The sequence below is a fragment of the Neptunomonas sp. genome (assembly GCF_041601355.1).
In the GTDB taxonomy this organism is placed as follows: domain Bacteria; phylum Pseudomonadota; class Gammaproteobacteria; order Pseudomonadales; family Balneatricaceae; genus Neptunomonas.
In genome coordinates, this window is record NZ_JBFIIH010000116.1 from 1 (window position 1) to 12,307 (window position 12,307).

General features: G+C 47.7%; 9 protein-coding genes and 4 tRNA genes. 3 read left to right on the plus strand and 10 right to left on the minus strand.

The genetic code is table 11. The annotated features are described in order from the left end of the window. The 8 genes from ABY436_RS15685 to ABY436_RS15720 form a co-directional block, all read right to left on the minus strand. On the minus strand, nucleotides 1-2,751 hold a 2,751-nt coding region (locus tag ABY436_RS15685; protein WP_372739876.1), incomplete at its 3' end, for a hypothetical protein. Then, complete coding sequence (locus tag ABY436_RS15690) at nucleotides 2,748-4,487, minus strand: autotransporter assembly complex family protein (protein WP_372739877.1); 1,740 nt, start codon at nucleotides 4,485-4,487, stop codon at nucleotides 2,748-2,750. The genes ABY436_RS15685 and ABY436_RS15690, both read right to left, overlap by 4 nt. A gap of 269 nt (nucleotides 4,488-4,756) precedes the next feature. Continuing rightward, on the minus strand, nucleotides 4,757-5,239 hold the full coding sequence (gene greB / locus ABY436_RS15695) for a transcription elongation factor GreB (RefSeq protein ID WP_372739878.1): 483 nt from the start codon (nucleotides 5,237-5,239) through the stop codon (nucleotides 4,757-4,759). A gap of 221 nt (nucleotides 5,240-5,460) precedes the next feature. Beyond that, a tRNA-Lys gene (locus ABY436_RS15700) sits at nucleotides 5,461-5,536 on the minus strand. 24 nt (nucleotides 5,537-5,560) lie between these two features. After that, nucleotides 5,561-5,636: transfer RNA gene (locus ABY436_RS15705), tRNA-Lys, on the minus strand. Nucleotides 5,637-5,644: 8 nt separating this feature from the next. Beyond that, a tRNA-Asn gene (locus tag ABY436_RS15710) sits at nucleotides 5,645-5,720 on the minus strand. Between the two features lie 14 nt (nucleotides 5,721-5,734). Next, nucleotides 5,735-5,822: transfer RNA gene (locus ABY436_RS15715), tRNA-Ser, on the minus strand. Nucleotides 5,823-5,941: 119 nt separating this feature from the next. Next, a complete protein-coding gene (locus tag ABY436_RS15720; RefSeq protein WP_372739879.1) occupies nucleotides 5,942-6,835 on the minus strand; it encodes a LysR family transcriptional regulator in 894 nt (297 codons plus the stop codon). 141 nt (nucleotides 6,836-6,976) lie between these two features. On the opposite strand from ABY436_RS15720, the gene ABY436_RS15725 reads away from it, so the two are divergent. The 3 genes from ABY436_RS15725 (at nucleotide 6,977) to ABY436_RS15735 (ending at nucleotide 11,026) form a co-directional block, all read left to right on the plus strand. After that, complete coding sequence (locus ABY436_RS15725) at nucleotides 6,977-7,750, plus strand: ferredoxin--NADP reductase (RefSeq protein WP_372739880.1); 774 nt, start codon at nucleotides 6,977-6,979, stop codon at nucleotides 7,748-7,750. 178 nt (nucleotides 7,751-7,928) lie between these two features. Next, entirely contained in the window at nucleotides 7,929-9,128 is a 1,200-nt protein-coding gene (locus tag ABY436_RS15730; protein WP_372739881.1) for an MFS transporter, read from the plus strand. Between the two features lie 275 nt (nucleotides 9,129-9,403). Continuing rightward, nucleotides 9,404-11,026 (plus strand): phosphoethanolamine transferase, encoded by a 1,623-nt coding sequence (locus tag ABY436_RS15735; RefSeq protein ID WP_372739882.1) that lies wholly within the window; start codon nucleotides 9,404-9,406, stop codon nucleotides 11,024-11,026. Nucleotides 11,027-11,117: 91 nt separating this feature from the next. On the opposite strand, the gene ABY436_RS15740 is transcribed toward ABY436_RS15735, so the two are convergent. Together ABY436_RS15740 and ABY436_RS15745 are read right to left on the minus strand one after the other, a co-directional pair. Continuing rightward, complete coding sequence (locus ABY436_RS15740; RefSeq protein WP_372739883.1) at nucleotides 11,118-11,867, minus strand: MarC family protein; 750 nt, start codon at nucleotides 11,865-11,867, stop codon at nucleotides 11,118-11,120. 89 nt (nucleotides 11,868-11,956) lie between these two features. Continuing rightward, nucleotides 11,957-12,307, minus strand: a 351-nt coding sequence (locus ABY436_RS15745) for a 4Fe-4S dicluster domain-containing protein (protein ID WP_372739884.1), incomplete at its 5' end; no start/stop codon positions are given.

The following is a 12,307-nucleotide window of genomic DNA, read 5'->3' on the forward strand; positions in this document are numbered from 1 at the left end:
CAACCCGGGCGTCACATCAATATCCAGTTGTGGTGAGATCCAGGCTTTCAGCTCCTCCGTAGCCACGGCCTGGAAGCGCTCTCCCTGAATACTCACCTGGCCGGCAGAGTTAAGCGGATCCAGCAAACCACTCAGCTGCAGCACCCCTTCGCCTGATCGGAGCGCTCCATTTAACAAGAGTACTGAGCTCGCCGGCTGATCACGAATATCCAGTTCAATCGCATCCAGCTTAAGCCCTAATGCCGGCAACTCTGCGCTGGCATTTGCTAATTGCAGATACCCCATCACCTGCGGTTTTTCCAGATTACCGCTGATGTTAAGCTGAGACTCCACTTTACCGCCCACGGCCTGCAGCTGAGGCGTAAACAATGAGATAAACTTTAAGTCACTGAGTTCAGTTTGCACTTTTCCTGTCAACGTCCCTACGCCATAAGCATCATCAATCGTCAGATCAGCCTGCATCTGCCCGACGGGCTCAGTCAAAGGCAGCTGAAAATCTGCTTTGATCTGCCCTTGTCTGCCACTGGCATTCAACCGGATGTCACCGGCGCTGACCTTCATGTCCGCATCCTGCAGCACCAACTGACTGTCGCTAATGCGTGCTACTAACGAAAAGTCTGGCTGTTTTCCAGCAGGCTGTCGAAACCTAGTTTGTGCCTCAAACTGCCCATCGAGTTTTGTGCCCGGTGGCATGAAGTGCTCAAACATAGCCAACGCCAACTGACGCACGTTCAGCTCCCCCTGGCTGCCTCCCACTGAAGACCAGCCACCCTGGCCACATAGCTCGCCACTCCCCAGCGGCGTTCGCTGCCAGCAAAAACTGGCCAGGTCTGCCTTCGCAGCACTGGCGGTTATGTCGACAGGACGCTGCAACTGCCACGCCCCCAACAGTTCATTATCAACGTCCGCACGGGTCATCGCACCCCGCCATTGAGGCGCTTGCCAGCCCCCCTCTACCGCTAGTTTCAAATCGACCGCCCCCTGCTCCAGCGTTAGCGCTAACTGATGCTGTGCGGGCTTGCCCTGGCCATTCAACGTCAGCGTTTGCCAGCGCTGTCCGGCTAAGTTCAACTCTGTCGCCTGCAGCTGCAGATGCGAGCTTTGTTCAGCACTCAGGTCGATATCCAGATCGGCATTCAGATCTTCAATCTGATTTTGCGCAAACATTAAGCCTTTGCCTTGTAGTGCAGCCACCAGATGCAACTGATCTTTAGGACCGCGCAAGGTTCCTTTTCCGCTGAGCACTCCCTCAGCGCCGGGCAGTACTTTTGCCAATGCCGGGGCATTCAGCATCCAATCCAGGTTCATCTGCTCACCGACGACACCCGAGGCCTGAAGTTCTGCGCTGGCGACATTCAGGTGCAACTGTTTAATCGCCAGCTCACTCCCCGTCAACGAAACGCTCGCACTGCCCTTAAGCGGCTCGTTGCGCAACGTGCCCGTCAATGCAGTCAGATCCGCCTGCAACTGCAACGGTTTTTGCTCTTGCAGCGCACCATTGCTGTGCAATACAAAATCGAGTTTGCCAGGCCATTCGCTCCACTCTTTACCCGGATTAATCTGCTCACCGGAGAGTACGGCCTGCCAGCTCAGGTATGGCTGCCAGCTGACTTTTCCATTGCCTCGCAGCTCACCGCCCAGCGTGTCTGCCGATAAGGCAAACGATGTCAGCGCCTCTGCATTACCATCAGCATTGAGGAGCCACTGCCCCGCAGGAATATCTATACCGTCAAGCGCACTTTTAAGTGTCAACTGGTATTTTTCCATGCTACCGCTTAATTTAACCGAACCATGACTACTGCTATAAACAGCATCAGTGTGCAGCGGATAACCCAGATTTTTCCAGCTACCGGTCAGCGCCACATTAGGCGTTGTCTCTAAGGCGGTTATCTCGCCGCTGAATAACAGCTCAGCTTTTTTTGCCGGCTGTAAAATCTGTAGTTTGTCGAGAGTAAGCGTATCAGCCGATAATCTAATCGATGTAAAGACGTTAAGATCAAGCATGCCAGACAACTGCTGATCCATAACCAGCTCAGCCAAATTTCCTCGTAAAAGGCCTTTCCCTTTCAGGTCTGGCTGATCCGGCTGCTGCATACTCCACTCTGTCGAAAAGTTGAATGGATAATTACCAACAGGCTGGAGCCGCCCCGCGAGGTTAATTTTTCCTTGCGGTGCAACAAGCTGCAGCTGCTCCACTATCAAACTTGACCCTTTGCTATACGCCTGCAACAGGAACTGATCCAGCAGCAACGGCTCAGATGGATTTTCGGCGATGGGTGGCTGATAAAAGGCCAGCTGACTAATGTTAAGATGATCTATCTGAACCCTGAGCGGCAATTTAAGATCGGGGAATACCAGAGGAAACAGAGGTTTTTCAGCTGTGGTGTCAGGAATGGGCTCCGGTGCGACAGACAACAGCCGGATAACAGGCTGCTCTAACGTCAGCGAGCGGATATGCGCACTACCGTTGAGTAATGCGGCAGGATCCCACGCCAGGCGGAATTGCTGAAACGCGATACTGATACTCTCGTTCTGATAGCTCAACTGTTGCAGCGAAACGCTATCCAACAGAGTGCCTTCAATCTGTTCCACCTTTAGCTCACCCGGCAACCAGCGCTGTCCAGCCGCAACCAGCTGTTTCAGGCCACTTGTTGTCGTTGTTACATAGACAACTGTCGTCACCACAAGCACCAACAACAGCGCAATAACGGCAAATATTCCCCAACCAACTCGTTTGTAGGTTAATCTCACAAATCTGGCCCCAGGTTCAGATGCAGACGAATACCATTCTCATCACCGCTTTGCGGTATTGCCAGGTCTATACGTACCGGCCCGATCGGTGAAAACCAACGTAATCCGACACCCACCCCTATGTGCAGATCGGTGTCCGTCCCTTCAAAAGCGTTACCCGCATCAATAAACGTAGCAACACCCCAGTTACCTTTCAGACGGTAATCAACTTCCAGACTCCCTACTAATAAATTCTGACCACCAAGACCGTCACCACTATCATCCTTCGGGCTGAGGCTCTGATATTCATAGCCTCGTACACTGTTATCGCCCCCGGCAAAAAACCGCTGCGAAACCGGCAATTTATCAAAATCATCGACGAACGTTAACCCCACATCTGCGCGCCCCAATAAACGTAACTTCGGAGTAAAACTGTGCACCGCCTTAGCGCCTAATCTTAACTGCACAAAGTTGGTATCGGACAAGAGAACATCACTGCCGCCCAATGCCTGCAGCGTCAATCGGTAACCGTTTTGAACATTCAGCCGGTCCTTAGTAGACACCATCGATAGACTAATACGGGGTATAAGAAAGGTGGTTTGAGTGGTTTCGCTGCCAATCGTGAAATCTTCCTGCTGAAAACCCAGGGCAGCCACTTGCTGCCACCGACCTTGCTGCTTTTGCCACGATACCCCCAGAAGACGATTACTGGTCTCCACATTATCTGAGTTTTCTTCATTCAGACTCAGATTCACCGCATAACGATCTTGTTGGGGACGTAATCCCGGAATCGAATATTCAGCGGCCAGATTATTGCGGATCTCGGATGCCCGCAGCTGGGTATTAAACTGATGCCCTTGCTTATTGACCCAACGGCGCGTCACTCCCAGAGTCGTTCTGGCTCCGGTATCCGTTCCATAACCAATACCGGCCCGATATTTAGTACGCTTATTTGCATCCAGCGTGACTTCAACAGGTACTTGAGCGCCAACCGCCTGGCCCCATAGAGGCCGCACCTCAACACGTTGAAAATAATCACTATCGACCAGTGCCCCCTGTAAATCAAGCAGCTTACCACTTTGTACAGGATCACCTTTTTTGAAGGGCAGGTAACGCATCAGGAAATCATCCGACAACGGACTTTCAGAAAAGACAACCTCGCCGATTCTAAAGCGAGGGCCGCTATCATAATGCAACACTATATTGGCTTGATAAGTAACCAAATCAACTTCAACACGGTGCTCAGTAAACTCCCCCTGGTAAAACCCCCGCTCAGCCGCCAATGAGTTGACTTTCTTTTTCATATCTTCATAAACACTGTGAATCAGCGGTGTTCCATTACGCAAAGGAGAGCCAGAAAACAGCTTATTAAAGGCATCATCTTGTAAGGCTTCTCCAAGCAACTGCATGTCCAGCGTATTGATGAGCAAGACCGGGCCTGGAGTGATGTTAAATTGGGCGACCCAGCCTTGCTCACCTTCTGTCAGCTGCGAGCTGATTTCAGGGCGGTATAACCCGAAGGGCTGTAACGCTTTACTAATTTCATTTTCAGCTTTGCCATATAAATAGCGAAGACGACTATCACTGGCCACTGCTTTGCTTTGTAATGACTCAAGACTCAGCATCGAGCGAATGTTTTGCTCCTGCTCCTTACTCACTCCATCAATTTTCACGACCAGCGTAGCCGCCATCAGATTCATCGCAAGACTCATCAATAGCAATAGGACAGGTATCTTCAGTGCCCAGCGTTTCAACATCAAACTATCCTCACCTGCCCATCTGCATTCACTAGCTAACTATTGTTATAAGCTAAATTTTATCTGCTGAGTTGTATGCACTAAATTCCATGTAACATAATCCATGTATCGAACTCCAGGCATTGAAATCTCTGCTAGAGCCTATGCGCAAAAAAAGCAGCCCGATAACACCGTATTCTGACGACTTATTCTAAATAATAGGCACCACTGATCAGACAGAAACACCCTGCTAATGTTCATACAATATTTATACAAGTTTCACGCCACCTTCACAGTACAATCTTCGGATAAGATATCGCATTAACATACCAGACTTTCTCTCCTTTAGGAGTAGAGACGATTACCTCATCATCAATCGCTTTTTTCAGGAGGGCCCGCGCCATTGGTGAATCGATCGATATGTAATCATTACGGCCGTAGATTTCATCTCCTCCGACGATGCGAAACCTTTTCAGCTCATCATCTTCATTGATAATCTCAACCCATGCACCGAAAAAGACTTTGCCATCCTGCTGAGGTGAGTAATCCACAATTTTTAACTGATCCAGGCACTTACGCAGATATCTCACGCGCCGGTCAATTTCTCTCAGGATTTTTTTATTGTACTGGTAGTCAGCATTTTCACTACGATCTCCCAGACTCGCCGCCCAGGTCACCTTTTTGGTAATATCAGGCCGATGCTCCCGCCACAGGTAATTCAGCTCCTTCTGTAAGGCCTCATAGCCTTCACGGGTTATCAAATTTGTTTTCATAAGATTCTGACCATATCCGAATATCAATAACGCTATCAAGCGTATAACAAGATGGCATTGTTCTTTATAAATTAACAGAAAGACGAAGGCAGAATAATGCTCTTGACGAGAGTATTTCAGTGCGTATGGAAATATAGATGTATGAAGCTACAGATATGAAGATAAAGCAAAGGGTTGAGAATTTATTCGGGAGTATTGCGCAGATAATCAGACCTTCAGGATGGTGGGGCGTATAGGATTTGAACCTATGACCAATTGGTTAAAAGCCAACTGCTCTACCAACTGAGCTAACGCCCCGTCCTGAGGTAGATCTGTAAAAAATGGTGGGGCGTATAGGATTTGAACCTATGACCAATTGGTTAAAAGCCAACTGCTCTACCAACTGAGCTAACGCCCCGCCTGAAGTGGCTCCTCGAGCTGGACTCGAACCAGCGACCAATAGATTAACAGTCTACTGCTCTACCAACTGAGCTATCGAGGAACTTCAGTATCCAATGGCGGAGGGGCAGGGATTCGAACCCTGGGAGCCTCGCGACTCGTCGGTTTTCAAGACCGGTGCTTTCGACCACTCAGCCACCCCTCCTCTTGGATGGGCGCAGATTCTATAGTGTTGAGAAAAAGTGTCAACCCTCTGACCGGATGTTTTTGCATAAAACGTAAAAATAATCGTTATTTGAGTTTTTTTGATCATGAAACAAACAACTAAGGGACAGTTTGCTCACGATTTATACACATCTTCAGCCAGTTGTTAATTCCGGCGCTACGGAATTTTTGCTTATGCAGAACCAGATAAAATTGCCGGTGCATGTCCCGACCCGCAACATTTAACTCAACCAGACTTTGATTAACGAAAGATTCCTGCAAAGTGATTCTCGATAGACAAGAGATACCCACGCCGGCTTTGACTGATCGCTTAATCGCTTCAGTATGTTGTAACTCCAACAGCACATTAAGACTAGGGAGCAATCCATGCATGGCCCAATCAAATGCCTGACGTGTACCTGATCCCTGTTCTCGCAGAATCCAGCCTGCACTTTGCAAATCCTGGTCAGATAACACCGTTTTTTTTGCTAACGGGTGAGAGGGAGCACAGAATACCACCAGCTCATCTTCCAGCCAGGGGATAAACTCCAGAGAAGCATCATTGGATTCTCCCTCTATCAAACCGATGTCCAGTTCGAAATTTGCAACTTTTTCAACAATCACCGAGGTATTCGCCACATCCAGTGTTACCTTTCTACCCGGATGGTTAGCCATATATTTAGCCATTAGCTCTACGGCCAGGTAATTACCGATTGTCAACGTAGCCCCTAACTTAAGATGCCCGGGCGTCTGATGCTGCATCAGCTCATTTTCCAGGCTTCTGGCACGCTCCAGCAATGCTTCGGCGCGTGGGCGTACCACCCGACCCAATTCATTAATTTGCAATCGTTTACCTACCCGATCAAACAATTGGATATCAAAATGATCTTCCAGGTCACGTAACGCGCTACTGGCCGCTGACTGCGACATCGACAGGCTCGCCGCGGCACGCGTGATGTTGTTGTGATGCGCGACCGCTAAAAATACTTCTAGCTGACGTAGTGAATACCTCATTATCGATATTTCCGATTATATATATACGAATATCCCGCTTTACCGATAAGCTACACTTTTATAACATCTATCACAATATTTAATCGTGCTTAGAACTAATAGCACTTAGCACTAAACGAACTTAAAAAGAGAGACAAAGAGATGTCATCCATTGGTCAGGAACAGGTCACCAGCGTACATCATTGGAATGACACGCTGTTTAGCTTCAAAACAACCCGTGATGCCGGTTTTCGCTTCAAGAACGGTTACTTCACTATGATCGGCCTGGAACACGAAGGACGCCCGTTAATGCGCGCTTACAGTATTGCCAGCGCCAACCATGAAGAGGAACTCGAGTTCTTCAGCATCAAGGTTCAGGACGGCCCTCTAACCTCTAAACTGCAGCAGATAAAAGTGGGCGATCAGATACTGATCAGTAAAAAGCCTACCGGCACACTGATCAACGATCATTTGCTACCCGGCAAAAACCTTTACCTGATCAGCACAGGCACGGGCCTGGCGCCTTTCATGAGCATTATTAAGGATCCGGAAATTTACGAAGCTTATGACAAGGTTATTCTGACACACGGCGTTCGTTTTATATCCGAGCTGGCGTATGCAGACATGATCGTCAATCATCTGCCCAAGCATGAATACCTGGGTGAGCTTATCAGTGAAAAATTGATGTATTACCCTACCGTTACACGCGAAAAATATCGTAATAACGGACGCCTGACTGATCTGATGTCTAGCGGCAAGCTGGCCAAAGATCTCGGCTTAGCGCCACTCAACCCTGAAGCGGATCGCTTTATGATCTGCGGTAGCCCAAGCATGCTCAAAGATACATGCTCCCTGCTAGACCAGATGGGCTTTTCTGAACACAAACGCGGCGAACCTGGCCATTATGTGATTGAACGCGCTTTTGTAGAAAAATAGCAGACTGTTTTACTAAGCTCCCTTTTATCAAGTGCCCCCCTATTACCAGTCAGCCTCCGCTGACTGGTTTTTTTCTATCTTTGCGTTGCAGATCGCACACCATTTGTTGCACAAACCCCACTATCGCACTCAATTATAAAGCGCTAAGGTAGCAGGACGAACTGATAGAGCGATGCTCATGGAAACTGAAAACCACTCACCGCGCTGGCGTCAACCCACTGTATTGCTGTTTATCATGGCGGCTGCCATGCCCTTTTCTATGGGAACATGGATGGCACTCATCAACAATTTCTCGGTGGAGTATGCGCAGTTTGATGGCGCCGACATGGGCATCCTGCAAAGCCTGCGAGAAATCCCCGGCTTCCTTTCTTTTGCTGTTATCTTTTTACTATTGATTATCAAAGAACAAACGCTGGCGGTTGTTTCATTGGCCCTGCTTGGTCTGGGAACAGCACTGACCGGTTTCTTACCCAGCTTTATGGGATTGTGTTTTACCACTGTATTGATGTCTGTTGGTTTCCATTATTTTGAAACGGTTAACCAATCACTACAACTGCAATGGCTGAAAAAGGGCGAAGCGCCAAAAGTGATGGGAAAGCTGATTGCGATGGGCTCGGCAACCGCTCTGACCGCCTACGGCATGGTATATGTCGGGCTTGAGTACTTTGGACTTTCCATGATCGGGATCTACCTGACCGGCGGTGGCATCACGTTTATGCTAGCAGTAGCGGCCTGGAGCTTTTTCCCGCATTTTCCGGAAAAAGTAGAACAACGCAAAAAGTTATTCCTGAAGAAACGCTACTGGCTCTACTACGCGCTGGTTTTTATGAGCGGTGCCCGACGCCAGATATTTGTCGTATTTGCCGGTTTTCTGATGGTAGAGAAATTTGATTTCACCGCCTCCGAGATAACCCTGATGTTTATTGCCAATATGGCAATCAACATTATAGTTGCGCCAATGATTGGAAAACTCATTACTCACTGGGGAGAAAGGCGCGCCTTAACCTTTGAATATATTGGTCTTATTGGCGTGTTCAGTGCTTATGCTCTGGTCGAGAGCGCCGCGTGGGGGGCAACTCTTTATATTATCGATCACCTCTTCTTTGCCATGGCCATCGCAATAAAAACCTATTTCCAAAAAATAGCATCTCCGGAAGATATCGCTCCGACGGCAGGCGTCTCTTTTACGATTAACCACATCGCCGCAGTATTCATACCCGCCAGTTTTGGGTTATTGTGGCTGATATCCCCTGCTATCGTCTTTTATGCAGGTGCGGCGATGGCGGGCATCTCACTAGTGCTCGCGCAATTAGTACCTGACAGCCCGGTAGATGGCGAAGAAACCCGACTATCTCAATCAGTTCCGGTCTCTTTATAAACAAACTGAATGGCCAAAGCTGCAAAAACGTATAGGCGGATGAAAATGAAGTTTTACCCGCAGTTTTGTTGATACTCCCTCCCTTCTTTATGACTTCCACGGCTGGCAACAACGCACGTTATATAATATATTGCTAATACTGAATATTCAGTAATGAACTAAATATGTCTTTGTATCTCTAGTTCTGGCGGTGCTACTTGTCAGATATTTAATTTGCCTGATAATAAAACCGACGCCACACGTAATCCTATACATCTGCATCGAGAGAACCGCTTGTGAATCAGCATACGTCAGCGCTTGTATTAACACCTACACGCCTTACTATACTTAGCGCGCTTTTTTTAACGTTAACAGCCAACTTGACCTTTTTTAAAGAAGTAACTCACGTTTATTCCCGGGCAGAAAATGCAGGCTTTATTGTGTCACTCAGCGTGCTATTGTTTATGTCACTGGTTGTGTTGATAAGCATTATCCGTCTTCTTGTGCCCGCTCGCTTTGCTGTTACGATCATGCTGATCATCGGGGTAACCTCTGCCTACTTTACCGACCAATACGGCACGGTGATCGATAGCAGCATGCTGCGCAACATGCTCGAAACCAATGTATCTGAAGCCAATGATCTGATGAGTGGCGCCTTTTGGATGCGCCTGGGGCTGTTCGGTGCCATTCCTATCGCGCTGGTTTGGATGTTGCCCTGGAAGCATAAGCACTTCATCACAGAAACTCGCTACACGCTGCAAACCGGCATCGCTGCTTTTGCTATAATGCTGATCTGTATTTTTTCCTTCAGTGAACATTATGCAAGCTTCTTTCGCGAGCATAAATTACTCCGTTTTTATACCAATCCAGCATACCCGATATACTCTGCCGGCAATTTGCTTACCAAGGTAACAGGCTCTAATGCATCACAATCTTTTACCAAAATAGCAGAATCAGCCAACATACCTCCTCAAGATATCCACCATGAACTCGTTATTCTGGTGGTAGGCGAGACAGCACGGGCCGATCACTGGTCACTAAACGGCTACCCACGTAATACAACACCTGAATTAAGTAAGCTTCATCAGGAAGGCAGTCTTATCAACTTTTCACAGGTAGCCTCGTGCGGTACCTCGACGGCTATCTCGGTGCCTTGTATGTTTTCATTCACGCCCAAATCAGATTTTGACGTTGAACAAGCACACCAGACAGAGAACGTGCTCGATATTATTGCTAAGGCGGGTGTCAGTGTCTTGTGGCGAGACAATAACTCTAATTCAAAAGGCGTTGCTGATCGTGTTGAATATGTCTCTTATCGCTCGCCAGACGTGAATACCCTATGCGATATCGAATGCCGTGATACCGGTATGCTGGTTGGTTTACAAGCGTATATTGACCAACAAGCCAATGACATTCTCATTGTGTTACATCAGATGGGCAGTCATGGGCCTGCCTATTTCAAACGCTACCCCGCTGCGTTTGAACGCTTTACGCCAGTCTGTAAGTCAGCAGAGCTATCCAGCTGCTCACAAGAAGAGATTATCAATGCCTATGACAATACCATTTTGTATACCGATCACTTCTTAGCAGAGACGGTCAGGCTCCTTAAGAATAACAATCAACGTTATGAAACAACCCTGGTTTATATGAGCGACCATGGCGAGTCTCTGGGAGAGGATGGCGTTTACCTTCATGGTATGCCCTATCTGTTTGCTCCTGATGCACAGACACATGTACCTTTTATGATTTGGGCAGGTGAACACTCAGATGTGGATGTAGAACAATCACAAACGATGCGTGACAAACCCACCAGTCAGGATAATCTGAGTTTTACGCTATTCAGTCTCTTCGAATTAGCATCAGACATGTCAGCTACGCCATTGCCCGCACAATATATTTCAAAAGAAAACTATGAATAGCGTAGCAATAAAGGGCATTAAGCTTATTGGTTATTGATGGTTGATGGTTGATGGTTGATTATTGACTGTTAATTATGGGTATGGAACCACACTAAAGGACAGGCTGAATGAGGTTAACAATACCGTCATGCACAAACTGAATGGCCAGCGCCGCCAGAATAACCCCGAGGAAACGACGTAAAATATCATCTCCGGTTCTGCCGATTACCCGCTTCACGTAACGTGACAGAATCATCATAATCAAAGTAGCAGCACTGATCGTCAGAATCGCCAGTGTAATTGACAAGCTGCTTTCATAATCAGCTGCCTTGGAATACAACAGAATAGCCAGCGTTAGCGATCCGGGACCTGCCAACATAGGAATTGACATGGGAAACACCGCAATGTCTTTCCTTTCGGTCGTACTGGTATGCTCAGCATCTTTAGTGATCATATGGAAGGCTGTATAAAATAACAAAATACCTCCCGATATACGTAAAGCATCGATACTAATCCCCAGTTTATGCAGCAAGGGCTCGCCAAAGTTTCCGAACAAAATCAATAAGGTTGATGAGATGAGTGCGGCTTTCACCGCCATTTTTATTCTGTGACGCATATCATCAACCGGAACCAGCGAATGAAATATAAGCGCCGCACCAATCGGATCGATAATGACAAACAGTGCAATCATTGCATTAAGATAAGCAGCGATATCCATTTCTGACTCCCATAAAAAAATGATACGACCAAGGTCTGAATAATGAGGCGCATAGTAATACGTTGCCTGCTGCAAAGCACCTCTTGTAACCGCTGTCGCCATTGTTTTCAGATAATGTTTAGCTTTGCTAAAAGCAAAAAGCACCCGCAGGTGCTTTTAAGGTCAATCTGTAATATTTCATCCAATGCATCTTACAGACTGGACTAGACAGTAGAACTCATATATCAGGCCCGCTACATATTTGGATAGTTAGGCCCGCCGCCGCCTTCTGGCGTTACCCAGGTGATATTCTGCGCCGGATCTTTAATATCGCAGGTTTTACAATGAACGCAGTTCTGTGAGTTGATCTGGAAGGCTGCTTCGCCGGCTTCATTCTCAACGATTTCATATACGCCGGCAGGGCAGTAACGCTGCGCCGGTTCTGCATATAAAGGCAGATTCTTGCTCAGCGGCACGCTGCTGTCTTTGAGCACCAGGTGGCACGGCTGGTTCTCTTCATGATTGGTGTTGGAGAGAAATACCGAGGTCAGTTTATCGAAACTCAAGACGTTATCCGGTTTTGGATAGTCGATCGGCGTGAATTC

Coding starts and splice junctions, on each gene's coding strand:
- ABY436_RS15690 (WP_372739877.1), bottom strand. CDS start 4,487: ATGTTGAAACGCTGGGCACTGAAGATACCTGTCCTATTGCTATTGATG.
- greB (WP_372739878.1), bottom strand. CDS start 5,239: ATGAAAACAAATTTGATAACCCGTGAAGGCTATGAGGCCTTACAGAAG.
- ABY436_RS15720 (WP_372739879.1), bottom strand. CDS start 6,835: ATGAGGTATTCACTACGTCAGCTAGAAGTATTTTTAGCGGTCGCGCAT.
- ABY436_RS15725 (WP_372739880.1), top strand. CDS start 6,977: ATGTCATCCATTGGTCAGGAACAGGTCACCAGCGTACATCATTGGAAT.
- ABY436_RS15730 (WP_372739881.1), top strand. CDS start 7,929: ATGGAAACTGAAAACCACTCACCGCGCTGGCGTCAACCCACTGTATTG.